This window comes from Streptomyces sp. NPDC096040 (assembly GCF_040303265.1).
Taxonomy (GTDB): Bacteria; Actinomycetota; Actinomycetes; order Streptomycetales; family Streptomycetaceae; genus Streptomyces.
The window spans coordinates 153,502-175,650 of record NZ_JBEOTA010000013.1 but is presented as its reverse complement, the minus strand read 5'-3'; the positions used below and the strand labels follow the sequence as shown (position 1 = coordinate 175,650).

Here is a 22,149-nt window from a genome sequence, read left to right as displayed (position 1 = left end):
GCGAGGGGGCGGCCGCGTCGGTGGGGGCGGCCGCCCCGCCCCTGATCAGCTCTTGCCGAGCAGCTTGTTCATCTCCTTGATCTCGGCGTTCTGGGCGGTGACGATGTCGCCGGCCATGCCCGTGGCCGGGGCGTACTCGCCCTTGGACCGCTCGGTGGTGGCCATCTCGACGGCGCCCTGGTGGTGTTCGACCATCATGGTCAGGAACATCGTGTCGAAGTCCTTCCCCTGGGCCTTCTTCAGCGCGGACATGTCCTTGTCGTCCATCATCCCGGTCATGCCAGTCTCGCCGGCGTGGCCGCTGTGGTCCATGCCCGCCATGGGCACGTCCTCACCCCACGCCTTGAGCCAGCCGGACATGGTCTTGATCTCCGGGTCCTGGGCCTTCTCGATCCGGGCGGCGAGCGCCTCGACCCGGGCCGAGGCGGCCCGGCCGGCGGCGAGCTCCGCCATCTCCAGGGCCTGCTGGTGGTGGGGGATCATGCGCTGCGCGAAGGTCACGTCCTGCGCGTTGTGCGCGCCGGGGGTGGTGGCCGACGCGGACGCGGTGGCGTGCGCGCCGCTGTGCGGGGTGGCGTGGGCGGTGTCGTCGCCGCTGCCGCACGCGGTGAGAGCCAGGGCGGCAGTCGCGGTCAGGGCGACGAGGACGGCACGGGTACGTGTGATGATCATGCTGGATCTCCTGCGGTCGGTGTGAGGGGGCGCGCGGGAGCACGACCGCGGCGCGGTAGCGCACGGCCGGCTCGGGGTTCCTCTAGATCCGCAGGAGTTGGAGTTCGGCCAGATCGGGGGGTGCGCGGGCGCCGTCCGGTGCCGTGGCCGGGCGGGAGCCGGCCGGGTGGGCGGCCGCCGGTACGGGTACCGGGTCAGGGACCAGTGCCGGCAGCGCAGGTCCGCCGCTCACGGCGCCCGAGGCGCAGGTCGCGTCGGCGTGGTGGACGTGGTTGCCGCCGCAGTGGCCGTCGTCGCCGGAGCAGCCGTCGTACGCGGTGACCATCACGGTCATGGGGGAGAGCGAGACGCGCCCATGACCGCCATGCCCGGCGTGGCCCATGACGCCGCCGGGTGCCAGCGCGTGCATGCCGAGCAGTCCGGCCAGCAACCCGAGCACGAGCAGGGCTCGCCACCGCCGGTGCGGCGGTGGCGGGGTGGGCTGCTCGGTGGGGCGCATAGGGGGCCATCCTATGCACGGCCTGAGAGCGAACCGGGGGAAGGTGGCCTCCAGGAAACACGACACGGGAGGCCACCTCGTCACCAGGGCCTCGACCCAAGTGCGGTTTTGGATCGAGCGACCGCCACCGCTACGGGGCCGGGGTCTCCCCGAAGCGGGCGTCGGGCACGGGGGCGCTCAGGGTGCCGCCGCTGAAGGACCAGGATCCGCTTCCGGCGGGACCGTTGCTCGTGCCGGGGAACACCCAGGCGGCGCCGTCGTTGGTGTCCTCGCCGGCGCCGAGGCGATGAGCTCGGCCTTGCCGTCCTTGTTGGCGTCGATGAGCCGGAGGACGCCGCCGATCCGGTCGCCGTTCTCGTTGTCCCCGGGAACGGAGTGCGTGCTCTGGCTGTAGCTGGCGATGCCTCGCGGGGTGAGTCCGTGGGTGGTACCGCGCACCACCCACGCCGTACCCGCGTCGGTGAGGAAGCGACCGGAGCCGGACGGCACGTGACCCATCAGGCGCCCGGAAGCGTATGAAACCAAGGGAAGAGGGTCCGCCGACCCACGCTCGTGGCATGATCCACCGGACCGGCCACGGGCCGCGACGGACCCTCAACCCGCGAGGTCGGCGCGCCTTGCCGAGCCGGCTGGGTCAGACGGGGCGGATGTTCTCCGCCTGAGGACCCTTCTGCCCTTGGGTGACGTCGAACTCGACCTTCTGGCCCTCCTGCAGCTCGCGGTAGCCCTGGCTGGCGATGTTCGAGTAGTGGGCGAACACGTCAGGACCGCCGCCCTCCTGCTCGATGAAGCCGAAGCCCTTCTCGCTGTTGAACCACTTGACCGTGCCCCTGGCCATGACTCTCTCCTTCGAGCGAACCGGGACCGCGTCCTCGGTACCCGGCAGTAGCCGCCTTGGCCCGGAGAGACGCTGAACAGCAAGAACGCCCGTGTATGCGATCACGGGCGAACGACCTTCGGAACCACGACTGCTCAACTTCCACGCTACACCCGCGTGATGGCTGCCGCCACGGGAACATGCCGGCCTCGGTGATGGCCTTCCGCCTCGCCGACAACCCGCTCCACACCGTGCGCGAACAACTGCTTGGAGCTACCTCGGGAGGTGCTCGGGTGTGCGGGCATCGCCCGCAAAGGCGCCACCGGAAGTTCGCGGCGTTGCGTACGGATCGCCGTCGGGACGTACTGGGCTCGTCCAGCGCGGGAGCGCCAGGGCCGGCGCGCCGTCCGCGAGAACCTGTTTCCGCGATCCTCCTTCCTTTCCCGCGTCAAGGCGGCGTCGCGTAGAGCGTCCGGTCATGTGCCGGTCGTGGCGGGCGCCGGCACATCCGCGCCCCTGCAACCCGTGGCCGAGGAGAATTCGTGAATCCCCTGTCCGGACGCGGGGTACCCGCATGGCTCGCGGCGCGGCATGCGGCGCCGACGTACAGACCGAGCAAGCGCCATCTCACCGCCCTGGAGGAACCATGGCGGATATCGCCCCACCTGACCTGCAGAAAGCCCTGTCCGGTGCGGAGTACCCGGCCGACTCCGAGCAGCTTCGGCAGGTCGCCGAGAAGAATCACGCGCCCAAAGAGGTAACCGAGCGCATCTCTCACCTCGGGAAGAAGAAGTTCCAAAACCCGGCCGAGGTGAGCAAGGCCGTCTTCCGGAACGAGTGACCGGCCATCGCTGGGCAACGGCCGGAGCAGCCCGCCCCGGCCGTTGCCTGCGTGTCCCTGTTGTCGAGCTGTTCTGCCTGGTCGCGACCTGAGTCCCGAAGGCCTTGCCCTCCGCGGGGAATGCACGCGTACGAAGGTCAGGCCTGATGAGTCACGACGTGATGCCGCGGTGAAGGGCGTCGAGTGCTCGGTCGACCGGGCCGAGGATCGGTGCAGCCAGCTTGTTCGTCGCCTCGTTGTTCACCCACCGGTGCGGCCGCGTCGGGGCGTAGGCCTGGGCGAGCTTGACCTCGGCGCCCAGCAAGCGTAGCCGGGGCACGCTGACGGCCTTCCGCAACGCCTGGAACTCCTCACGCTCTTCACGTGCGGCGTGCTGGGAGACTGCGCGCCGCACCTCGTTCAGGCGCCGCAGATAACCAGTGCCGTTCGGCCCGGTGCGCCACAGTGCGATCAGCAGCTCCTTGGCTTGCTTCTCCTCGGCCAGGCGGCGGGCCGCCACCTCGGGGCCGTGCTGGAGCGCCCGGCGCGCGACGGGGTGCACATGCGCCTCTTCGGCAGCCTCGTGGACAGCGAGCAACCGCATCAACCGATCGAAGTTGCGTCGGCGCCAAGGGCCGGGAAGGGCTGCCCGCAGGAAGCCCCGCTTGATCTGCCGGTGCTGGCGGGTGAGCACATCGATGGCGTTTTCGCCGCCCAGCGCCCGCAGTGCCCGCAGTGACCAGGCAGGAGCGGTGGTCGCGGCCCTGGCCGTCGCCTTTCCGGCGAGCAGCTGCTTGGCCGTTTTCAGCGCGGCTTGTTTCGTCGGGATGCCCATCGTCCGTTCCTCCTCACTGTCGTCTCAACGGTCGGGTACCCCGCTTGCACCACTCAGGCGCGCAGCCCCGGCCACCCGTTTGTCCATGGCCGCAGCGGTCCGCCGCTGGTGAGGCCGTCGGTTGGTTCCCCGTCGAAGGCGCTGCAGGCTTCGTGGCCCACCGATTCCAGTCCCCTGCGGGCGCAGGGCGCAGGTTGCATGCCGGCTGCCGGCGCGGGTGCTTCCACGGCAGCGGAACCGCGCTCGTCGCGGACATCGCAGGCAGCCTCTACGGCTGTCTGGGCGTGGCCCAGACAGCGCAGTAGGCGCTCAACAAGATTCGGGCAGTGCCCCGGCACCGCGCGGCCGGACCCGTTCCGCTCACGGCTCACGGGGCTGGTCAGCGCGGTCCTGGCCGAGCAGAACGACGAATCGACCGAGCCCGCCGCTACGCGGGACTCGACCTGCTGGCCAAAGCCCGCCTCCAACCGATCGAGTCAGAAACCGACGCGACCGTCCTCCCGACCGAACTCACCGCATAGCCTCAAATACGAGATCGCCGAGTGGCCGTCGTTACACCACTACGTCAATGCGTAGCGACTCGTCCTCGTCTCGTTGCCGTCGAGGCACTGAGCTGAACGTCGAAAAGTACTCGGCCGCGTATGTCCCAGGTACATTGAAGCTCCCCCGTACGGTCCAACTCCCCATGTCCGGCAGAGGCGATGAGAGCCGCCGCCAAAGTTCCACCCATTGCGACCAGCCGATGACGTAAGGATACGGGAGCCACGTGCACCGAAGAAGGAACCGCTGCCGCTCAGGCACCGCGCTTGCGTTCACCGACGAGGGAAACAGATAGGCGCCCGGGGATATCGGCAAGATCACTGAGATCCTCGCTTACTTCGCCACGCGTCGCCGTCGGAGATACCGAGCGCCTCACAGGGCGACTCGGAATCCACGGACGCGTCGCCCCTACGAGCGCCGAAACCGGCGAGGTTGCAGTCTGTCGACCAGCGCTGCACCGACGCATAATCTGACCAATCGTCAGGCAGGTCGGCAGAGGGTCAGTATGAGGCCGACTGAACATGGCGGCAGATGGCCACAGGCACACATGAACGAACCGCCGGAAGCCGAGACGGACCTGGGACAACACCAGCTCTCAGGGGAGCTGGCAAAGTGAGGGGCGAGTCGTGTTCTACTACCTGCTCAAGTACGTACTACTGGGGCCGCTGCTACGACTGGTGTTCCGGCCCCGGATCGAAGGTCTCGACCATGTGCCCGCGTCGGGCCCGGCCATCGTCGCCGGCAACCATCTCTCCTTCGCCGACCACTTCCTGATGCCGGCCGTCCTCAAGCGGCGGATCACCTTCCTCGCCAAGGCCGAGTACTTCACGGGGCCCGGGGTTCGTGGCCGGCTGACCGCCTTCTTCTTCCGCAGCGCCGGGCAGATCCCGGTGGACCGCTCCGGCAAGGAGGCCGGCCAGGCCGCGATCCGGGAGGGGCTCGGAGTGCTGAGCAAGGGCGAGTTGCTCGGTATCTATCCGGAGGGCACGCGCTCGCACGACGGCCGGCTCTACAAGGGCAAGGTCGGCGTGGCCGTGATGGCGCTGCGGGCGGGTGTCCCGGTGATCCCCTGCGCGATGATCGGCACCTTCGAGGCACAGCCGCCCGGCAAGGTCATCCCGAACGTCCACCCCGTGGTGATCCGCTTCGGCAAGCCCCTCGAATTCTCCCGCTACGCCGGGATGGAGAACGAGAAGGCCGTCCTGCGCGCGATCACCGACGAGATCATGTACGCCGTCCTGACCCTCTCCGAGCAGGAGTACGTCGACGAGTACGCGGCCGTCGTCAAGGCGGCACAGACGGCGGCGAAGGGCGCGAAGGAGCGCAAGTTCCCGCGAACACCGCTCAGTTGACGCGAGTGAGGGGCGGCGGAGGTGTTCCCGCCGCCCCTCGGCGCCGTACCGGAAGGGTTACGGCTGCGGTGTCGCGTGCGGTGTGCAGGTGACGTCCGCGCCGTCCAGCTTCCCGGTGAGCAGGTAGGTGTCGACACGGCTGTTGATGCACGGGTTGACCAGGCCCGTCACACCGTGCGAGCCGGCGCCCTGCTCGGTGATGAGGCGGGAGCCCTTGAAACGCTTGTGCAGTTCGACGGCGCCCGGGTACGGGGTGGCGGCGTCACGGGTGGACTGCACGATCAGTACCGGCGGCAGTCCCTTGTGGGTGGTGACGTTCACCGGGGTCTGCTGCTTGACCGGCCAGGTGGCGCACGGCAGGTTCATCCACGCGTTGGCCCAGGTCATGAAGGGGTACTGCTTGTTGAGCTCGGTGTTGTCGCGGTCCCACTTCCGCCAGCTGGTGGGCCACTTGGCGTCGGTGCACTCGACGGCGGTGTAGACGGCGTTGCCGTTCTCCGAGGAGATGTTGCCCGCGGTGTCGGAGAGGTCCGGGGCGGCCGCGTCGACCAGGGCCTGGGTGTCACCGGCGAAGTACTTGCCGAACACCGTGGCCACCGGGACCCACGAGGAGTCGTAGTACGGGGCGCTCTGGAAGAAGGAGATCAGCTCGGCCGGTCCGACGACCCCGCCGATCGGGCTCTTCTTGGCGGTGGCGCGCAACTGGAGCCACTTGGCCTGCACGGCGTCACGCGTGGTCCCCAGGTGGAAGGCGGCGTCGTGCGCGGCGACCCAGTCCTCCCAGTCCTTCCAGCGGCCCTCGAAGGCGACGTCCTGGCCCAGGTTGGCCTGGTACCAGATGTTCTTCCGCGACGGGTTGACGACGCTGTCGACGATCATCCGGCGCACATGCCCCGGGAACAGCGTCCCGTACACGGCGCCGAGGTAGGTGCCGTAGGAGACGCCGAGGTAGTTGAGCTTCTTCTCGCCGAGCGCGGCCCGGATGACGTCCAAGTCACGGGCGGTGTTGGCGGTGGTCATCTGCTGGAGCATCGCCCGGCCGGTACGCTCGGCGCAGCCGTCCGCGTACTCCCTGGCGAGCTTGCGCTGGGCGGTCTTGTCGGCCTCGGTGTCGGGCACCGGGTCGGCCTTGGGCGCCTTCACGAACTCCTGCGGGTCGATGCAGGAGATGGGTGCCGAGTGGCCGACGCCACGCGGGTCGAAGCCCACGAAGTCGTACGCCTTCGAGGTGTTGACCCACAGCGGGTTCCTGGTGGTGACCCGGAGCGGGAAGCGCATCCCCGAACCACCCGGGCCGCCGGGGTTGTAGACCAGCGCGCCCTGACGCTCCGCCTTCGTCCCCGTGTTCCCTATTCGGTCGACGGCGAGCTTGATCTGCTTGCCGTAGGGCTTCGCGTAGTCGAGCGGCACGCTGACCCAGCCGCACTGGACGGGCTTCGTCAGGGCCCAGTCGGCCGGGCAGTCCGCCCAGTCGATCCCCGCCTTTGCGGCATGCTCGGCGGCGACGGCCGCGCCCCACTGCTCACGGTCCTGCCCGTGCCGGGCCTCGGCGCCGGACGCGGGGGCCGCGAGCGCACCGGTGATCAGGCTCGCGGTGACCAGCGCCCCGGCCGAACCGAGCGCCAGCACACGGCTCCTCGATCTGAAGTTGTCCCTCAAGTGGGCCCTCCCCCTTCTTGGTTACGAATAGTCAGGGGGGATCCTTCCGGCTGTGAGCCTCCTGAGAACAGGGTGTGGCAGCCGTCTTTACCAATCCGATAACCGGACGATCACGTCCCGCTGAGCGGATCAACCGCCGAGATGGTCCAACGCCTCGTCCAGCACCCGCCGGAGCAGCAGTGCATCGCCTGCCACCGCGCTCACCAGCACGGCGGGCCCGGCGAGCGGAGTGAGCGCGGCACACTCCCCCAGCATTCTCACCGCCGGTGGCTCCACCGCGAACTCCGGCCGTACGACGACGAGTTGTCCCACCGCGCGATGTCCCGCCAGCACGGCGGGCCCGTCCCAGCCACCGGGCGCCCCGGGCCCACAGGCCAACTCTTGGTCCAGGAGCGCCTTTCCGGCAACGCGCACGGTGAGCCGGCTGCTCAGCCGACCGGACTCCTCCCCCACCCGCCCGAGCACCTGCTCCTCCCTCAACACGAGCCGGCCGGCCGCCCCGACGTCGACGCGGGTGGAGACGTGCAGGTCACTGCCCTTGGCCGAGATCAACTGCTCGGGCAGCCAGCGCAGTTCACCACCGTCGGCGACATCGAGCCGAACCTCGTACCGGGCCTCGCCCTTCAGCTGTCCCGGCAGTGCGATGGTCGCCGCGGCCGATCCGACACACAGCCGCGCCCCGCCCTCCACCCGGGCCTCGATCCCGAACCGGTCCCCGCCGAGCGGCCCGCTCATCGCCCCGACGACCATCACCCGGGCCTCGTCCCCGCTCCCCCGGACACGCCGCAGCGCGAGCGGCCCCTCCCCCTCCAGCACGGGAAGGGATGTACCGCCCCGTCCATCCCCCCCGGCGACGATCCGCGCGTTCGCGCGCACCCCGGTGACGGTCATGCCGTCCACGCGGCGATCCGCTCCCTCACCCACCGGGCCACGTCCGCGACACCGGTATCGCCGCGCAACGACTGGAAGACCACGGGCAGTTCGGCCCGCTGCGCCTTCGCGTCGGCGGCCATCCGCGCCAGGTCCGACCCCACATGGGGAGCGAGGTCGGTCTTGTTGACGATGAGCAGATCGGCCGTGGTGACACCGGGGCCGCCCTTACGCGGAATGTCATCGCCTCCGGCCACGTCGATCACGAAGATCTGCGCGTCCACGAGCCCCTTCGAGAAGGTGGCCGTGAGATTGTCCCCGCCCGACTCGACGAGGATGAGGTCCAGTGGCCCGACCTCGTCCTCCAGATCCTCCACGGCTTCGAGGTTGGCCGAGATGTCGTCCCGGATCGCGGTGTGCGGGCAAGCTCCCGTCTCGACGGCGGTGATCCGCTCGGGCGGCAGCACGGCCTCCCGCAGGAGAAACTCGGCGTCCTCCCGTGTGTAGATGTCATTGGTGACGACAGCGAGGGACAGCTCGTCGCGCAGGGCCCGGCAGAGGGCGGCGACGGTGGCGGTCTTACCTGACCCGACGGGCCCGCCGAGCCCGATTCGGAGGGCGCGCCGGGACCCGTCGGGACGATGGGCGTCGGCGCTGACGGCGAGGGTCCCGTGGTGGTGGTCGTGGTCGAGATGCATATACGGCTCCTTCGTAGATCTTGCCCGTCCGGCGGCGTCCGAGGACGAGGCCGTTCAGGCCGAAGCGGGTTTGGGGGTTGCGGGGGCACTGCGCCCATCAGCGGCTCCGCCGCGGGAACTACGACGCGAACAACCGCACCGCCCATCCCGCATGCCACTCCGCCCCGATCTCCAGCAACGGCGCGGACCCGGCAGGCAGTGCATCGGCCCCATCCCCCGCGGCCGCAACCCGCGCCGCCTCCACCGCCCGGTCCACCACCCGATCCACCTCGGGCGCCAGCCGAGCCAGCACCCCCGTCGCCTCGAACGGGTCCAGACTCAGCAGCCGCACCACCGCCGTGGCCGGCCCGCTCACACACTCGTACGCCGCGCAGTACGCCGCGTCCTCGGCCGAGAGCCCCGCGGCCCGGGCCACCACCCCCAACACCACGGGCTGATGGGCCCCCTTGGGGAATTCGCCTGCCAGAACGTCGAGTTCGGAGCAGGGCCAGGTCACCCGCGCGGCACGCAGCAGCTGCCGCCCGAGCCTGCGAGCCGCGCCCCGAAGCGCGGGCGACGGCGTCCGTGCGTCCGCCGCCGCGTCCAACTCCCGTACCTCCACACCGAGTGCCGCGGCCGCGGCGAGAGCACCCGCCATCAGCCCTGCCGTGTGCAGCCGCCCACGGCAGAACTCCTCCAGGCTCGCCGCCCCGGTGATCCGCCCGGCCTTGACGGCCGCCTCCGCCCCGCCGGAGTGCGCATGCCCTCCGGCGGGAAAGCGGCCGTCGGCCAGTACCAGCAACGCTGCCCGAGACATCACTGACCCCTGCTCTCAGAACAGGAAGTAGCGCTGGGCCATGGGCAGTTCCGCGGCCGGTGTCGCCTCGACCAGCTCGCCGTCGATGTACACGGCGAAGCTGTCGGGTTCGACCCGCACCCTCGGACGCGCGTCGTTCTCCCGCATGTCCGCCTTGGTCACCCCGCGGGTCGACTCGATGGCGACGAACCGCTTCCCGAGCTGCAACCGCTCCGGCAGCCCGTCCTCGATGGCGAGCGGGGCGACGAAGTTGAAGGAGTTGGCGGCCGGCGCCCGTCCGATCGCCCCGTACATGGGACGTGGCAGAATCGGCTGGGGCGTCGGGATCGACGCGTTGGCGTCACCCATCTGCGCATAGGCGATCTGCCCGCCCTTGAGGACGAGGTGCGGCTTGACCCCGAAGAACGCGGGCTCCCACAGCACGAGGTCGGCGAGCTTGCCGCTCTCGACGGACCCGATCTCACGGGCGAGCCCCTGGGCGAGCGCCGGATTGATCGTGTACTTGGCGACATACCGCCGTACCCGGCGGTTGTCGGCCCGGCCGTCGCCCGGCAGCGCGCCCCGCCGCCGCTTCATCACATGGGCGGTCTGCCAGGTCCGCAGGATCACCTCGCCGACGCGGCCCATGGCCTGCGCATCGGAGGAGATGATGGAAATCGCGCCGAGATCATGAAGGACGTCCTCGGCACCGATGGTCGACGGCCGAATCCGTGACTCGGCGAAGGCCAGGTCTTCCGGCACCGCCGGATTCAGGTGGTGGCACACCATCAACATGTCGAGGTGTTCCTCTGCGGTGTTCACGGTGTACGGCCGCGTCGGATTCGTCGAACTCGGCAGGACGTGCGGCTCGGAGACGACCGTCATGATGTCCGGTGCGTGCCCGCCACCCGCACCCTCGGTGTGGTATGCGTGTATCCCGCGCCCGCCGATCGCCGCGAGGGTGTCACCGACGAACCCGGCCTCGTTCAACGTGTCCGTGTGGATGGCCACTTGGATGCCGGTGCGGTCGGCGACGGTCAGGGCGGCGTCGATGACCGCCGGGGTGGACCCCCAGTCCTCGTGCAGTTTCAGCCCCAGTGCCCCGCCCCGGATCTGCGAGAGCATCGCCTCGTGCGAGACGGTGTTGCCCTTGCCGAGGAAGCCGATGTTGAGCGGGTAGTGCTCCATCGCCTCCAGCATCCGGGCGAGGTGCCAGGGGCCCGGCGTCACGGTGGTGGCCTTGGATCCCTCGGCCGGGCCCGTGCCACCGCCCACCAGTGTCGTGATCCCCGCCGCCAGCGCCTCGTCGGCGATCTGCGGGCAGATGAAGTGGACGTGGGCATCGACGCCGCCGGCGGTGAGGATCCGCCCGTTGCCGGCGATGACCTCGGTCTCGGGGCCGATCACCAGGTCCGGGTGGACTCCGTCCATGGTGTCGGGGTTGCCCGCCTTGCCGATGCCGGTGATCCGGCCGTCGCGAATGCCGACGTCGGCCTTGACGATGCCCCAGTGGTCGATGATCACCGCGCCGGTGATGATCGTGTCCGGGGCGCCTTCTGCGCGCGTAGAGCGCGACTGGCCCATGGACTCGCGGATGACCTTGCCGCCGCCGAAGACGGCCTCGTCCCCGGCGCGCCCGGGCCCGCCGGAACGGTCGTCTTCGATCTCTACGATCAGGTCGGTGTCGGCTAGCCGGATCCGGTCACCGGTCGTCGGTCCGAACAGGTCGGCGTAGGCGGCACGGGAGATCTCAGGCATCGAGGGCACCTCCGGTCTCCCCGCGCAGCCCCGGTACGACACGGGCTCCGGCAAGGGGGACGAGTTCGACGTCGACGGGGATGCCGGGCTCGAAGCGGACGGCGGTGCCGGCGGCGACGTTCAGCCGCTTTCCGCGCGCGGCGCTCCGGTCGAACTCCAGTCCGGGGTTGGCCTCGGCGAAGTGGTAGTGGGAGCCGACCTGGACAGGCCGGTCGGCGGCGTTGAGCACGGTCATCCGGGTGACCTCACGCCCCTCGTTGAATACGACCGGCCCGTCGGCGAAAAGAACCTCTCCGGGAATCATCCGCGGCCTCCTCAGACGATCGGGTCGTGGACGGTGACGAGCTTGGTGCCGTCCGGGAAGGTCGCCTCGACCTGGACGTCATGGACCATCTCCGGGATGCCCTCCATGACGTCGTCCCTGGTGAGCAGCTTGCGCCCGGATGCCATGAGCTCGGCGACCGTACGGCCGTCACGTGCGCCCTCGAGGATGTGCGACGTGATGAGGGCGACGGCCTCGGGGTGGTTCAGCCTCAGCCCACGGGCCCGGCGCTTCTCGGCCACGTCGGCCGCCACATGGATCAGCAGTCTCTCTTGCTCGTGCGGGGTCAGTTGCACGTCCCACCTCACAGTCCTCGCTCCGGACCGTGCGGGGCCCGGTTGCCGCAGCCACCGCGACAGATCGGGCGCAGGAACCCGATCCGGATACGAAAACCCCTGGTGGCGTGGATCGGCAGGCTAGTTTGCCGGAGTTTCGACGACGTTAACCGGACCTTGATCGTCTGATGACCGGCACATGGGGCCGAGTCTCAGCGCACGGCGCGAACCACCGGCACCGCCAACTGCCGCCCCGTCGCCTCGTCCACCGGATCGATCACGCTGACCTCCGCCTCCGCAGCGCGGTCGGCGCCCGCCGGGACGGTGGCCTCTGCGGCGGTCAACGGTGCCGTCGAACGGATGGTGTCGCCTCTCGCCGCCGCACTCGCGCCCATGCGGGTGAACGCTGGGGGACTTCCTTCAGGAGGAGCAGCGGTGGGCGCGGTTCGCGGCGCCGGCAGACGCCGTGCCGTCCGGGGCCCCGAGGATGTCGCCGGTGCCGTCCGCCATCTCATGGACGGCACCTCTGTGACCGGCTCGGCCCTGCCCGTCGACGGCGGCTTCACGGTCGCCTGACAGCCCTCGGCACCCGTCGGCCCTCCCCGGACGTTCCGCAGGAGGGCCGATGTCAGTCATGACGGAGGCTGGGCCCTGTCGTCACATTCCCGTCGTCGCCCGGAGGGGCGGCTTCGCGGCGTCAGGTGCGTGTTCTGGGGGTCCCCAGGCCGGAGGCCGGGGGAGTGCCGGGCCCTCGCCCTCGTACTGGACGGGCCCGGTGCGGTGGCATCCCGGGGCCGACCGGAATGTGACGACAGGGCCTAGGAGCCCGTGGCGCCCCGGTGTTCGGCCGTGATGCCGAAGCGGCCGCGCTCGGGGCGTACGGCGGCGGTCTCGCGGACCGTGGAGACCGCGCTGGCCACCTGGTCCTCGGCGGCTTCCGGGAGCTCTTCGAGGCGTTCGAGGTCGGCGGCGGAGACGAGGGCGACCAGAGGCTTGCCGTGCCGCGTCACGACGACGCGGTCACCGCCGTACACCACCCGGTTGATCAGTTCGGCGAGCTCAGCCCTGGCTTGCGTCACCGGAATCTCGTAGGCCATGACTCCAGCTTACGGGGCACCCCGGACATCACATCTTGTTCGGCGAGAGCGGAATCCCCACGCAATGCCCTCGCCAGGATCTGTACGTCCTGTACATTTTGTAGTGAGAGTCCGGCCGCTGAGACGCCTCAGCCGCGAGGAGGGGTACGCCATGACCCGACCGTCCGCCCGCTACGTCCTGCCCGAGTTCACCGAACGCACCAGCGCCGGGCAGCGCACTCTTGATCCGTACTCGAAGCTGCTGGAGGAGCGGATCGTCTTCCTCGGCACGCCCGTCGACGAGACCTCGGCCAACGATGTGATGGCGCAGTTCATGTACCTGGAGCACGCGGCGCCTGAGCGGGACATCTCGCTGTACATCAACTCTCCGGGCGGTTCGTTCAGCGCGATGGCCGCGATCTACGACACGGTCCAGTACGTCGGCTGTGACGTGGAGACGATCTGCCTGGGGCAGGCCGGCGCGTCGGCCGCGGTGCTGCTCGCGGCGGGCACACCCGGCAAGCGGTCCGTGCTGCCGGGTGCGCGCATCGTGCTCCAGCAGCCGTCGCTGCCGGAACCGGTACAGGGCCAGCCGAGTGATCTGGTCATCCAGGCGGCGGAGTTGGACCGGATCCGCGCGCTGCTCGAAGAGATGCTCGTCCGGCACACCGGGCGCACGCCGGACCAAGTCCACCAGGACCTGGAGCGGGATCTGGTCCTGGACGCGCAAGCGGCGCTGGCGTACGGGCTGGTGGACCGGGTCGTGCCCAGCCACAGGACCTCCCTCGGTCTGCCGGACGCGGGGTGAGCGGCCGATGCTGCCACCGGAGCTTCCGCCGCTGCCCGCGCTGACCCGCGCCGAGGGCGAGTTGATCGACCGTTACCTGGACGTGGTCGATCTGCTGGGCCGTATCAACCCGGCGCAGAACGAGGACACCTATCGTGGGCTGCGCGCCGCGCAGGCGCTGGTGCGCGCGGCGTCCGAGCTGCGCGACGCACTGGCCCTGATGCACCGACGGGGTGAGACGGAGCTCCACGGGGACACGCTGGCAAGGGCATTGCGGGTACTCGACGGTGAGCGCCGGACCGCCCGCGTCGCACTCCCGCCCGACTGCGTACGGTGACGCACGCGGAAGTCCGGTGCGACACGTCCACCGGCCGACCGGACCGGAGTCGAAACGACCCAAAGGGGTTACCGCCGTTCGGCGGAGGTTGGCGTGGTTTTACCTGACCGCCGAGGTCGCTCGACGTGCGCGCCCGGAGGTGCCCGCGGAAGGCTTCGGCGCAGGTCCGGGGCTACGCAGGGCAGTTGACGGATAATCGAACACAACACTGTCCACCCGAACGGGTGGGTGGTGAGTAAACCCACAAATCCCCGATTCCGTTGGGATTTTCGGACAGGCGTGAGTGAAGATCCCTGTCGACGACAAGCCCCCGCTACAACGGCGGGGCGGTCCGGGCGGACGCCGAGTCCTGCCGCCGCCTGGATGACCGGTCGACGGAAGTGGATCGGCAGGAGTGGAGGACCCAAGCACGACGGGTCGCCGGAACGGTCGCACCATGACCGGGCCGAGCAGCCCTTGGGGTGAAGCCGCGGCAACGCGGCCGGGCAACTTCGCCAGCCCGAATCCGACAGGTCATCCTTCACAGGCGGCTGACGAAGGGTTGCGCATGACTGCGCTCAATCGTGTTCCGTCGTTGATGGCGCGGGCCGGCACGGCCTCGGCGCTCACCATCGCCGCCGTGGGTGGCTCCATCGTGATCCCGGGTGTCGCCTCCGACGCCTCGGCCGCCACGATAGCGACGAAGGCACTTCAGATCGCTGCCTCGAAAAAGGGCTCGCCCTACAGGTGGGGCGCCACCGGGCCGAACCGGTTCGACTGCTCCGGGCTCACGCTGTACTCGTTCAAGAAAGCGGGCAAGAAGCTCCCGCGTACGGCGGCCCAGCAGTACAACAAGACCCGTCACATCTCGGCCGGCAACCGCAAGGCCGGGGACCTGGTCTTCTTCCACTCGGGTTCCAGCGTGTACCACGTCGGCATCTACGCCGGGAAGGGAAGGATCTGGCACGCCCCGAAGACCGGGGACGTGGTGAAGCTCCAGAAGATCTGGACGCGGAGCGTCTGGTACGGCCGGGTCAGCTGACCCCGCCGAGAGTCGGCCGGCAGGAGCTCAGGGCTACGGTTCCTGCTGGCCGGCCACGGTGACCGTGCCGGCCGGTACTGCCCAGGGCAGCTCGATGAAGACGGTCTTGCCGCCCTCCCGGGTGGGGCGCACCCGGAGCTTGCCGCCGCACTCCGCGGTGAGCCAGCGGATGATGACCATGCCGCGCCCGTTGTCCTGCTGCACCGCGGCGGGGAGTCTCTTGGGGAAGCGCGGATGGCTGTCCGTGACGCCGATGCGCAGGTGTTCGTCGCGGTGGAGGACGAGGTCCACCGTGAAGGTGGGTGACTGCCCGAAGGTGTGCTGCACCGCGTTGGTGGCGAGCTCGGAGACAATGAGGCGGATGGTGTCCGCGGTCTCCGTCTCCGGTGGCAGCCCCCATTCCGCGAGGGTGCCCAGCACATAGGAGCGGGCCGCGGAGACCGAGGCGGGATCGCTCGGCAGAGTGACGGATGCTTCCAGGTGGTCTGCCATGGCGACGTCGTCCCTTTCCCACGGGACCGGAGCCCGACACGGCGCGGATGGTTCGAGTACGGTCCCGGACTGGTGCTTCTTCGTCAGACTGCCATTACCAGGGCGGTCAGGGGAGCGATCCACCAAGATATGCATATATCTGTCGCTCGATGCGGTGAACTCTGCGACCTCAGAGCGTATTTGGGCGGCTCGGAAGGAGTAAGGAGTAGCCCATGCAGAACGGTCCCGCGGTACGCCGCCGGAAACTGGGCGCCGAACTGCGCACGCTGCGCACCGGCGCCGGCCTCACGAGCGGCGAGGCCGCTCGTCTGGTGGGCTGGCATCAGTCGAAAGTGAGCCGGATCGAGACCGGCGCCAGCGGTGTGAAACCGGCCGATGTGCGGTTACTCCTCGACGCCTACGGCGTGGTCGAGGGGCAACTGCGGGAGTTGCTGCTGGTGTTGGCGGGGTCGGAGGACACCGCCGGGCGGCACCACTGGTGGCATGCCTATCGCGGGGTGCTGCCGCCCACCTACCGGGATTTCATCAGTCTGGAGTCGCAGGCCAGCGCGATGCGCACGCTGGAGACCTCGGTCGTACCGGGGCTGCTGCAGACCCCCGAGTACGCGCGTGCCGTGACCCGGGCGGCCGTGGACGGGCTCGACGACGAGGCGCTGGACGCCCTGGTGAAGGTGCGTCTGGCCAGGCAGGACGTGCTGCGAAACCGTCCGCCGCTGGAACTGAGCGCGGTCCTTGACGAGGCGGTGCTGCGCCGGGAGGTCGGCGGCCCGGGCGTGATGGCCAGACAGCTGGAGCGGCTGGTGGAGGCGGCCCGGTTGCCCCAGGTACGGCTCCAGGTGCTGCCGTTCTCGGCCGGAGCCCATATCGGCATCACCGGTCCTTTCGTAATCTTCTCATTTCCGAGCACTTCTGATCTGGATGTGGTTGTTGTCGACCAGTTGACGAGTAGCCTCTACCTCGAACGGAAAGAAGACCTCCAGGCGTACGCGGAGGCCTTCAACACCCTTCAGATCCACGCCCTTTCGACCGAGGACTCGTTGGATTACATCGCCGGGATAGGTGACGGCGCGTAAGGAGGCACCATGACTGCACTGCCTCGGAACGTACCTTCAAGTGCTGATCTGCACGGACTGCGGTGGCTGCGCAGCAGCTACAGCACCGGAGCGAACAACTGTGTGGAGACGGCACGGCCGCACTCCGGTCCGCTGACCGGACTGCTCGCCGTGCGCGACTCCAAGGATCCGGCCGGACCCGCGCTGCTCTTCTCCCCCGGGAGCTGGGCGGGCTTCGTGTCGGCGCTCACCGGCTGATCAGCCCGTAACCGACTCCGTATCCGCATATGGGCAAGGCCCGGCCGTGTCACGCCGACTCATGGTCGTGTCTCGCCGATCACCTGTACAGCGCGTTCGATCTCGGCCCCGGAGAGGTCCGCACGGGCGGTCAGCCTGAGCCGTGAGATGCCGTCCGGCACGGAAGGCGGACGGAAACAGCCCACGGCCAGGCCTGCCGTACGGCAGTCGGCCGCCCACCGCACGGCCCCCTCCGGGGACGGTGCCCGCACGGAGACCACCGCGGCGTCCGGACGTACCGCTTCCAGACCCGCGGCGGTCAGCCGTGCGTGCAGTTCCGCGGCGACCTCGCGGGCCCGCACCGCTCGTTCCGGCTCGCGGCGCAGCAGCCGTAGCGCCGCCAGGGCCGCGCCCGCGGCGGCCGGGGCCAGGCCGGTGTCGAAGATGAAGGTCCGGGCCGCGTTCACCAGATGGTCGATCACCCGGGTCGGGCCGAGCACGGCCCCGCCCTGGCTGCCCAGCGACTTGGAGAGGGTCGCCGTGACGACCACGTCGTCGGCGCCGCGGAGCCCGGCCGCGTACGGCGCGCCCCGCCCGCCGTCCCCGAGGACCCCGAGCCCGTGGGCGTCGTCCACGAGCAGCCCGGCGCCGCGCTCCCGGCATGCCTCGGCCAGTGCGGCGAGCGGTGCCGCGTCGCCGTCCACCGAGAACACCGAGTCGGAGACCACGACCGCGGGTCCCTCATGGGTGCCGAGCGCCTTGCGTACGGCGTCCGGGTCGGCGTGTCCGACGACCTGGGTGGCGCCCCGGGCCAGCCGGCAGCCGTCGATCAGGGAGGCGTGGTTGAGGGCGTCGGAGACGATCAGGGAGCCGTGCGGGCCGAGGGTGGTGACGGCGGCGAGGTTGGCGGCATAGCCGGAGGAGAAGACCAGGGCCGCCTCGGACCCGCAGAATTCGGCCAGCTCGCGCTCCAGCTCGGTGTGGAGTTCCGTGGTGCCGGTCACCAGCCGGGAGCCGGTGGAGCCGCCGCCCCAGGTCCGGGCCGCCCCGGCCGCGCCCTCGGCGACCTCCGGGTGGTGGGCGAGGCCCAGGTAGTCGTTGCTCGCCAGGTCCAGCAGCGGGGAGTCGGCGGGGCGGGGGCGCAGGGTCCGTACCAGTCCGGCGCGGCGGCGCAGTTCCGCCTGTTCGTCGATCCAGCCGAACGCCATGGCTCCTCCGGTCATTTTGTAGGCAGTGGACAGACCCTAGCGGCACCGGCAGCCACCCACTGTGTGGCAATACCCACACGTCGAACTGACAGGGTTGTGCAAACTCTCCTTGGCCCGGAGCAGCCTCGTAGTACAGGATCGGCTCTCATGGACCTGCTGAACACGCTGGTGGACAAGGGGCTTCGGCGCGAGCTGCCGACCCGCGAGGAAGCGCTCGCCGTGCTGGCGACCTCCGACGACGACGTGCTCGATGTGGTGGCGGCGGCCGGCAAGGTGCGCCGGCACTGGTTCGGCCGGCGCGTGAAACTCAACTACCTGGTCAACCTCAAGTCGGGCCTGTGCCCGGAGGACTGCTCCTACTGCTCGCAGCGCCTCGGATCCTCGACCGGGATCCTCAAGTACACCTGGCTGAAACCCGACGAGGCATCGAAGGCGGCCGCCGCTGGTCTGGCCGGGGGCGCCAAGCGGGTCTGCCTGGTGGCGAGCGGACGCGGCCCGACCGACCGGGACGTCGACCGGGTCGCCGGCACAATCAAGGCGATCAAGGAGCAGAACGAGGGCGTCGAGGTGTGCGCCTGCCTCGGCCTGCTCTCCGACGGCCAGGCCGAGCGGCTGCGCGAGGCGGGCGCCGACGCCTACAACCACAACCTCAACACGTCCGAGGGGACGTACGGGGACATCACGACCACGCACACGTACGCCGACCGGGTGGACACCGTCACCAAGGCGCACGCGGCTGGTCTGTCGGCCTGCTCCGGTCTGATCGCCGGTATGGGCGAGACCGACGAGGACCTGGTCGACGTGGTCTTCGCGCTGCGCGAGCTGGACCCGGACTCGGTGCCGGTCAACTTCCTGATCCCGGTCGAGGGCACCCCGCTGGCCAAGGAGTGGAACCTCACCCCGCGGCGCTGTCTGCGCATCCTGGCGATGGTGCGGTTCGTCTGCCCGGACGTGGAGGTCCGTATCGCGGGCGGCCGTGAGGTCCATCTGCGCACCATGCAGCCGCTCGCGCTGCACCTGGCCAACTCCATCTTCCTCGGCGACTACCTCACCACCGAGGGCCAGGCCGGCCAGGCCGACCTGGAGATGATCGCGGACGCCGGGTTCGTGGTCGAGGGCGCCGACGAGGTGACTCTGCCGCAGCACCGGGCGGAGGTCGGGGGCGCCGGCTGCGGGTCGCACGCCGAGGCCGGGTGCGGTGCTCATGAAGGGGGATGTGGCACCGCCGCCGCCGACGAGCCGCGCACCGACCTGGTCGCCGTCCGCCGCCGGGGCGCCGGAACGGATCTCGCGCCCAATGCCTGACCTGAGCGTCCCCGAGCTGCTGGAGCTGGACCGGCGGCACGTCTGGCATCCGTACGGACCGATGCCGGGCCGGGCCGAGCCGCTCGTCGTGGAGTCGGCGAGCGGGGTCCGGCTGCGGCTCGCGGACGGCTCGGGCGAGCTGGTCGACGGCATGTCGTCCTGGTGGTCGGCGATCCACGGCTACAACCACCCGGTGCTCAACGAGGCCGCGCGCGACCAGCTCGGCCGGATGAGCCATGTGATGTTCGGCGGGCTCACCCACGAGCCCGCCGTACGTCTGGCGAAGCTCCTTGTCGACATGTCGCCGGACGGGCTTGAGCATGTCTTCCTCGCCGACTCCGGCTCGGTGTCGGTTGAGGTCGCGGTCAAGATGTGTCTGCAGTACTGGCGTTCCCTGGGGCGCCCCGCGAAACAGCGCCTGCTGACCTGGCGGGGCGGCTACCACGGCGACACCTGGCAGCCGATGTCGGTGTGCGACCCCGAGGGCGGGATGCACGAGCTCTGGTCCGGGGTACTGCCCCGCCAGGTCTTCGCGGACGCGCCGCCGACGGAGTACGACGAGTCGTACGCCGACCGTCTGCGGTCGCTGATCGAGCACCACGCGCCCGAACTGGCCGCGGTGATCGTGGAGCCGGTGGTGCAGGGCGCGGGCGGGATGCGGTTCCACTCCCCCGCCTATCTGCGGGTGCTGCGCGAGGCCTGCGACGCGCATGACGTGCTGCTGGTGTTCGACGAGATCGCGACCGGTTTCGGCCGCACCGGCGCGCTGTTCGCGGCGGACCACGCTGCCGTCACCCCGGACGTGATGTGCGTGGGCAAGGCGCTGACCGGCGGTTATCTGACGATGGCGGCGACCCTGTGCACACCCCGGGTGGCCGAGGGCATCTCTCGGGGTGAGGTGCCGGTGCTGGCCCACGGCCCGACGTTCATGGGCAACCCCCTCGCCGCTTCCCTGGCGTGCGCCTCGATCGGTCTGCTGCTGGGCCAGGACTGGCAGGCGGGGGTCAAGCGGATCGAGACGGGCCTGCGGGACGGACTGGCGCCGGCCCTGGACGTCCCCGGCGTACGGGACGTCCGCGTCCTCGGTGCCATCGGGGTCGTCCAGCTCGACCACGAGGTGGACATGAAGGCCGCCACGGCGGCCGCGGTGCGCGAGGGTGTGTGGCTGCGGCCGTTCCGCGATCTGGTCTACACGATGCCCCCGTACGTCACGGGCGACGCGGACGTGGCACGGATCGCGCGCGCGGTGTGCGCCGCCGCGCGGGAGGGATGAACATGCCGATCCTGATGATCACGGGGACGGGCACGGAGGTCGGCAAGACGGTCACCACTGCCGCCGTCGCCGCCGCGGCGCTCGCGGCGGGCCGCTCGGTGGCGGTTCTGAAGGCCGCACAGACCGGGGTACGACCGGACGAGCGCGGGGACGCCGACGAGGTCGCGCGGCTCGCGGGCGCGGTGACGGCCGCCGAACTCGCCCGTTTCCCCGAGCCGTTGGCGCCGGGCACGGCAGCTCGCCGGGCCGGGATGGCGCCCGTGCGTCCGTACGAGGTGGCGGAGGCCGCCGCCAAGCTGGCCACCGAGCACGAACTGGTGCTGGTCGAGGGCGCGGGCGGGCTGCTCGTGCGGTTCGACGCGGCGGGCGGCACACTGGCGGACGCGGCCCGGCTGCTGGCCGCGCCGGTGCTGGTGGTGGCGTCGGCCGGACTCGGCACCCTCAACACCACCGAGCTGACGGCCCGTGAACTGCGAGCCCGTGAGCTGGAGTTGCTGGGTGTGGTGATCGGAAGCTGGCCCGAGTCCCCGGATCTTGCGTCGCGTTGCAATGTCGCCGATCTTCCTGGGGTGGCCGGAGCTCCGCTGCTCGGTGCGCTGCCGGCCGGGGCCGGAGCGCTCGCGCCCGCGGACTTCCGTGCGGCGGCACCGAGTTGGCTGTCCGCACGACTGGACGGCAGCTGGGACGCGGAGGCGTTCCGGGCGCGCGAGGCCCGCTGAGCGCGCTGCCGGGAACGCCGAGGACAGGTCGTCGGCCGTCCGCGGCGCCGTTTCGGCTGGTCGCGCCCACGCGGCTGAGCCGCATATCGATACAGCCCGGCGCCCCTTCGGGGCGCTCCATCACCCGCTCAGGAAGCCGTGCCGTCGGCCGGCAGCCGGACCAGTTCGATCCGGGACCGGATGCCCAACCGGGCGAAGACACCGCGCAGATGGTGGTCGATGGTGCGCAGGCTGAGGTTGAGCCGGTCGGCTATCTCGCGGTTGGTGGCACCCTCGGCGGCCATCCGGGCGACCATGAGCTGCTGGGCGGTGAGGACGGCGGCCGGGTCGGGCGCACCGGTGGCGGGTGTCAACGCCGTTCCCAGGGCGCCGAGTTCGGCGCGGGCCTGGGCGGCGCAGTGCGGGACGCCGAAGGACTCGAAGGCCGCCAGCGCGCTGTGGGCCGGTCACGGGCCTCGGCGCGGTGCCGCAGTCGGCGCAGGGCTCCGGCGAACAGCAGCTCGACGGGCGCGTTCGAAGTCGCGGGTGCCCCGGGTGTGCAGGTCGAGTGCGGTGCGGTAGTGCTGGACGGCCTCGGCGCCGGGGGTGAGCAGGGCCCGGCAGCGGGCGCTGAGCGCGAGGTCGTCGGTGCTGCGGACGGCGGTGGCCCACCGGTGGTAGTCGGCGTGCGCGGCGCGGGCGACCCGGGTGTCTCCGGTGCGGGCGGCAACGACTACGGCGTCTACCAGCAGGTGCGCGACTTCATCGCCT

27 protein-coding genes, 2 pseudogenes and 1 riboswitch are annotated in these 22,149 nt (G+C 70.4%); of the genes and pseudogenes, 12 read left to right on the top strand and 17 right to left on the bottom strand.

Translation table 11 applies throughout. The annotated features are described in order from the left end of the window. Positions 1-45: 45 nt before the first annotated feature. From ABTY98_RS19820 to ABTY98_RS19805, 4 genes are all read right to left on the bottom strand, one after another. Complete coding sequence (locus ABTY98_RS19820; protein ID WP_352222209.1) at positions 46-672, bottom strand: DUF305 domain-containing protein; 627 nt, start codon at positions 670-672, stop codon at positions 46-48. An 82-nt stretch (positions 673-754) separates the two neighbouring features. Beyond that, entirely contained in the window at positions 755-1,171 is a 417-nt protein-coding gene (locus ABTY98_RS19815) for a DUF6153 family protein (protein ID WP_352222208.1), read from the bottom strand. A 177-nt stretch (positions 1,172-1,348) separates the two neighbouring features. Then, positions 1,349-1,669: a hypothetical protein gene (locus tag ABTY98_RS19810; RefSeq protein ID WP_352222207.1), complete on the bottom strand. Its 321-nt coding sequence runs from the start codon at positions 1,667-1,669 to the stop codon at positions 1,349-1,351. Positions 1,670-1,805: 136 nt separating this feature from the next. Further along, positions 1,806-2,009: a cold-shock protein gene (locus tag ABTY98_RS19805; RefSeq protein ID WP_352222206.1), complete on the bottom strand. Its 204-nt coding sequence runs from the start codon at positions 2,007-2,009 to the stop codon at positions 1,806-1,808. Positions 2,010-2,634: 625 nt separating this feature from the next. Here ABTY98_RS19805 and ABTY98_RS19800 point away from each other — a divergent pair. Beyond that, positions 2,635-2,829, top strand: coding sequence for a DUF2795 domain-containing protein (locus ABTY98_RS19800; protein WP_352222205.1), 195 nt, complete (start codon positions 2,635-2,637; stop codon positions 2,827-2,829). Between the two features lie 151 nt (positions 2,830-2,980). On the opposite strand, the gene ABTY98_RS19795 is transcribed toward ABTY98_RS19800, so the two are convergent. Beyond that, positions 2,981-3,643 carry a hemerythrin domain-containing protein gene (locus ABTY98_RS19795; protein ID WP_352222204.1) on the bottom strand — a complete coding sequence of 221 codons (663 nt, stop codon included), beginning with the start codon at positions 3,641-3,643 and terminating at the stop codon, positions 2,981-2,983. A 375-nt stretch (positions 3,644-4,018) separates the two neighbouring features. On the opposite strand from ABTY98_RS19795, the pseudogene ABTY98_RS42365 reads away from it, so the two are divergent. Together ABTY98_RS42365 and ABTY98_RS19790 are read left to right on the top strand one after the other, a co-directional pair. Beyond that, positions 4,019-4,164: pseudogene (locus tag ABTY98_RS42365) on the top strand (IS256 family transposase); the annotation flags it as partial. Positions 4,165-4,809: 645 nt separating this feature from the next. Beyond that, the gene (locus ABTY98_RS19790) at positions 4,810-5,535 is read left to right on the top strand and encodes a lysophospholipid acyltransferase family protein (protein ID WP_352222203.1); all 726 of its coding nucleotides are present in this window, start codon (positions 4,810-4,812) and stop codon (positions 5,533-5,535) included. Between the two features lie 57 nt (positions 5,536-5,592). Here the strand turns inward: ABTY98_RS19790 and ABTY98_RS19785 are convergent, their stop codons facing one another. The 8 genes from ABTY98_RS19785 to ABTY98_RS19750 form a co-directional block, all read right to left on the bottom strand. After that, positions 5,593-7,161, bottom strand: coding sequence for an alpha/beta hydrolase (locus ABTY98_RS19785; RefSeq protein WP_502994285.1), 1,569 nt, complete (start codon positions 7,159-7,161; stop codon positions 5,593-5,595). Positions 7,162-7,323: 162 nt separating this feature from the next. Next, positions 7,324-8,085 (bottom strand): urease accessory protein UreD, encoded by a 762-nt coding sequence (locus ABTY98_RS19780; protein ID WP_352222286.1) that lies wholly within the window; start codon positions 8,083-8,085, stop codon positions 7,324-7,326. Next, positions 8,082-8,762: an urease accessory protein UreG gene (gene ureG / locus ABTY98_RS19775; RefSeq protein ID WP_352222201.1), complete on the bottom strand. Its 681-nt coding sequence runs from the start codon at positions 8,760-8,762 to the stop codon at positions 8,082-8,084. The genes ABTY98_RS19780 and ureG overlap by 4 nt, the downstream gene beginning before the upstream one ends. Before the next feature lie 118 nt (positions 8,763-8,880). Next, entirely contained in the window at positions 8,881-9,558 is a 678-nt protein-coding gene (locus ABTY98_RS19770; protein ID WP_352222200.1) for an urease accessory protein UreF, read from the bottom strand. Positions 9,559-9,573: 15 nt separating this feature from the next. Next, positions 9,574-11,295, bottom strand: a complete 1,722-nt coding sequence (locus tag ABTY98_RS19765; RefSeq protein WP_352222199.1) for an urease subunit alpha — start codon at positions 11,293-11,295, stop codon at positions 9,574-9,576. Next, positions 11,288-11,599 (bottom strand): urease subunit beta, encoded by a 312-nt coding sequence (locus ABTY98_RS19760; protein WP_352222198.1) that lies wholly within the window; start codon positions 11,597-11,599, stop codon positions 11,288-11,290. Before ABTY98_RS19760 ends, ABTY98_RS19765 begins: the two co-directional genes overlap by 8 nt. Before the next feature lie 11 nt (positions 11,600-11,610). Beyond that, positions 11,611-11,913, bottom strand: a complete 303-nt coding sequence (locus tag ABTY98_RS19755) for an urease subunit gamma (RefSeq protein ID WP_352222197.1) — start codon at positions 11,911-11,913, stop codon at positions 11,611-11,613. A 191-nt stretch (positions 11,914-12,104) separates the two neighbouring features. After that, on the bottom strand, positions 12,105-12,287 hold the full coding sequence (locus ABTY98_RS19750) for a hypothetical protein (protein ID WP_352222196.1): 183 nt from the start codon (positions 12,285-12,287) through the stop codon (positions 12,105-12,107). 40 nt (positions 12,288-12,327) lie between these two features. On the opposite strand from ABTY98_RS19750, the gene ABTY98_RS19745 reads away from it, so the two are divergent. After that, complete coding sequence (locus ABTY98_RS19745; protein ID WP_352222195.1) at positions 12,328-12,468, top strand: hypothetical protein; 141 nt, start codon at positions 12,328-12,330, stop codon at positions 12,466-12,468. Between the two features lie 242 nt (positions 12,469-12,710). Here the strand turns inward: ABTY98_RS19745 and ABTY98_RS19740 are convergent, their stop codons facing one another. Then, complete coding sequence (locus ABTY98_RS19740) at positions 12,711-12,989, bottom strand: type II toxin-antitoxin system Phd/YefM family antitoxin (RefSeq protein WP_352222194.1); 279 nt, start codon at positions 12,987-12,989, stop codon at positions 12,711-12,713. Between the two features lie 151 nt (positions 12,990-13,140). Between ABTY98_RS19740 and ABTY98_RS19735 the strand changes: the two genes are divergently transcribed. The 3 genes from ABTY98_RS19735 to ABTY98_RS19725 all read left to right on the top strand — a co-directional run bounded on the left by ABTY98_RS19735 (position 13,141) and on the right by ABTY98_RS19725 (position 15,113). Continuing rightward, positions 13,141-13,776 carry an ATP-dependent Clp protease proteolytic subunit gene (locus ABTY98_RS19735; RefSeq protein WP_352222193.1) on the top strand — a complete coding sequence of 212 codons (636 nt, stop codon included), beginning with the start codon at positions 13,141-13,143 and terminating at the stop codon, positions 13,774-13,776. A gap of 7 nt (positions 13,777-13,783) precedes the next feature. After that, entirely contained in the window at positions 13,784-14,092 is a 309-nt protein-coding gene (locus tag ABTY98_RS19730; protein WP_046730013.1) for a hypothetical protein, read from the top strand. A gap of 362 nt (positions 14,093-14,454) precedes the next feature. Continuing rightward, positions 14,455-14,636, top strand: a riboswitch (cyclic di-AMP (ydaO/yuaA leader). Positions 14,637-14,639: 3 nt separating this feature from the next. Beyond that, a complete protein-coding gene (locus ABTY98_RS19725; protein WP_352222192.1) occupies positions 14,640-15,113 on the top strand; it encodes a C40 family peptidase in 474 nt (157 codons plus the stop codon). 33 nt (positions 15,114-15,146) lie between these two features. Here ABTY98_RS19725 and ABTY98_RS19720 read toward each other — a convergent pair whose 3' ends face one another. Further along, a complete protein-coding gene (locus ABTY98_RS19720) occupies positions 15,147-15,605 on the bottom strand; it encodes an ATP-binding protein (protein WP_352222191.1) in 459 nt (152 codons plus the stop codon). A gap of 212 nt (positions 15,606-15,817) precedes the next feature. Here ABTY98_RS19720 and ABTY98_RS19715 point away from each other — a divergent pair, with 212 nt between their 5' ends. Both ABTY98_RS19715 and ABTY98_RS19710 read left to right on the top strand, forming a co-directional pair. Beyond that, a complete protein-coding gene (locus ABTY98_RS19715; RefSeq protein WP_352222190.1) occupies positions 15,818-16,678 on the top strand; it encodes a helix-turn-helix domain-containing protein in 861 nt (286 codons plus the stop codon). Positions 16,679-16,687: 9 nt separating this feature from the next. Then, the gene (locus tag ABTY98_RS19710; protein ID WP_352222189.1) at positions 16,688-16,915 is read left to right on the top strand and encodes a DUF397 domain-containing protein; all 228 of its coding nucleotides are present in this window, start codon (positions 16,688-16,690) and stop codon (positions 16,913-16,915) included. A gap of 59 nt (positions 16,916-16,974) precedes the next feature. Here the strand turns inward: ABTY98_RS19710 and ABTY98_RS19705 are convergent, their stop codons facing one another. Next, positions 16,975-18,102 (bottom strand): 8-amino-7-oxononanoate synthase, encoded by a 1,128-nt coding sequence (locus tag ABTY98_RS19705; RefSeq protein WP_352222285.1) that lies wholly within the window; start codon positions 18,100-18,102, stop codon positions 16,975-16,977. Between the two features lie 147 nt (positions 18,103-18,249). Between ABTY98_RS19705 and bioB the strand changes: the two genes are divergently transcribed. From bioB to bioD, 3 genes are read left to right on the top strand one after another with little or no spacing between them, the layout of a single operon-like run. Next, the gene (gene bioB, locus ABTY98_RS19700; protein ID WP_352222188.1) at positions 18,250-19,407 is read left to right on the top strand and encodes a biotin synthase BioB; all 1,158 of its coding nucleotides are present in this window, start codon (positions 18,250-18,252) and stop codon (positions 19,405-19,407) included. Continuing rightward, a complete protein-coding gene (locus tag ABTY98_RS19695) occupies positions 19,400-20,680 on the top strand; it encodes an adenosylmethionine--8-amino-7-oxononanoate transaminase (RefSeq protein ID WP_352222187.1) in 1,281 nt (426 codons plus the stop codon). Before bioB ends, ABTY98_RS19695 begins: the two co-directional genes overlap by 8 nt. 2 nt (positions 20,681-20,682) lie before the next feature. Continuing rightward, on the top strand, positions 20,683-21,399 hold the full coding sequence (gene bioD, locus ABTY98_RS19690; protein WP_352222186.1) for a dethiobiotin synthase: 717 nt from the start codon (positions 20,683-20,685) through the stop codon (positions 21,397-21,399). Between the two features lie 128 nt (positions 21,400-21,527). Here bioD and ABTY98_RS19685 read toward each other — a convergent pair. After that, a pseudogene (locus tag ABTY98_RS19685) lies at positions 21,528-22,115 on the bottom strand (helix-turn-helix transcriptional regulator); the annotation flags it as partial. Positions 22,116-22,149: the final 34 nt, after the last annotated feature.

Coding starts and splice junctions, on each gene's coding strand:
- ABTY98_RS19820 (WP_352222209.1), bottom strand. CDS start 672: ATGATCATCACACGTACCCGTGCCGTCCTCGTCGCCCTGACCGCGACT.
- ABTY98_RS19815 (WP_352222208.1), bottom strand. CDS start 1,171: ATGCGCCCCACCGAGCAGCCCACCCCGCCACCGCCGCACCGGCGGTGG.
- ABTY98_RS19810 (WP_352222207.1), bottom strand. CDS start 1,669: ATGGGTCACGTGCCGTCCGGCTCCGGTCGCTTCCTCACCGACGCGGGT.
- ABTY98_RS19805 (WP_352222206.1), bottom strand. CDS start 2,009: ATGGCCAGGGGCACGGTCAAGTGGTTCAACAGCGAGAAGGGCTTCGGC.
- ABTY98_RS19800 (WP_352222205.1), top strand. CDS start 2,635: ATGGCGGATATCGCCCCACCTGACCTGCAGAAAGCCCTGTCCGGTGCG.
- ABTY98_RS19795 (WP_352222204.1), bottom strand. CDS start 3,643: ATGGGCATCCCGACGAAACAAGCCGCGCTGAAAACGGCCAAGCAGCTG.
- ABTY98_RS19780 (WP_352222286.1), bottom strand. CDS start 8,085: ATGACCGTCACCGGGGTGCGCGCGAACGCGCGGATCGTCGCCGGGGGG.
- ureG (WP_352222201.1), bottom strand. CDS start 8,762: ATGCATCTCGACCACGACCACCACCACGGGACCCTCGCCGTCAGCGCC.
- ABTY98_RS19770 (WP_352222200.1), bottom strand. CDS start 9,558: ATGTCTCGGGCAGCGTTGCTGGTACTGGCCGACGGCCGCTTTCCCGCC.
- ABTY98_RS19765 (WP_352222199.1), bottom strand. CDS start 11,295: ATGCCTGAGATCTCCCGTGCCGCCTACGCCGACCTGTTCGGACCGACG.
- ABTY98_RS19760 (WP_352222198.1), bottom strand. CDS start 11,599: ATGATTCCCGGAGAGGTTCTTTTCGCCGACGGGCCGGTCGTATTCAAC.
- ABTY98_RS19750 (WP_352222196.1), bottom strand. CDS start 12,287: ATGGGCGCGAGTGCGGCGGCGAGAGGCGACACCATCCGTTCGACGGCA.
- ABTY98_RS19740 (WP_352222194.1), bottom strand. CDS start 12,989: ATGGCCTACGAGATTCCGGTGACGCAAGCCAGGGCTGAGCTCGCCGAA.
- ABTY98_RS19735 (WP_352222193.1), top strand. CDS start 13,141: ATGACCCGACCGTCCGCCCGCTACGTCCTGCCCGAGTTCACCGAACGC.
- ABTY98_RS19730 (WP_046730013.1), top strand. CDS start 13,784: ATGCTGCCACCGGAGCTTCCGCCGCTGCCCGCGCTGACCCGCGCCGAG.
- ABTY98_RS19725 (WP_352222192.1), top strand. CDS start 14,640: ATGACTGCGCTCAATCGTGTTCCGTCGTTGATGGCGCGGGCCGGCACG.
- ABTY98_RS19720 (WP_352222191.1), bottom strand. CDS start 15,605: ATGGCAGACCACCTGGAAGCATCCGTCACTCTGCCGAGCGATCCCGCC.
- ABTY98_RS19715 (WP_352222190.1), top strand. CDS start 15,818: ATGCAGAACGGTCCCGCGGTACGCCGCCGGAAACTGGGCGCCGAACTG.
- ABTY98_RS19710 (WP_352222189.1), top strand. CDS start 16,688: ATGACTGCACTGCCTCGGAACGTACCTTCAAGTGCTGATCTGCACGGA.
- ABTY98_RS19705 (WP_352222285.1), bottom strand. CDS start 18,102: ATGGCGTTCGGCTGGATCGACGAACAGGCGGAACTGCGCCGCCGCGCC.
- bioB (WP_352222188.1), top strand. CDS start 18,250: ATGGACCTGCTGAACACGCTGGTGGACAAGGGGCTTCGGCGCGAGCTG.
- ABTY98_RS19695 (WP_352222187.1), top strand. CDS start 19,400: ATGCCTGACCTGAGCGTCCCCGAGCTGCTGGAGCTGGACCGGCGGCAC.
- bioD (WP_352222186.1), top strand. CDS start 20,683: ATGCCGATCCTGATGATCACGGGGACGGGCACGGAGGTCGGCAAGACG.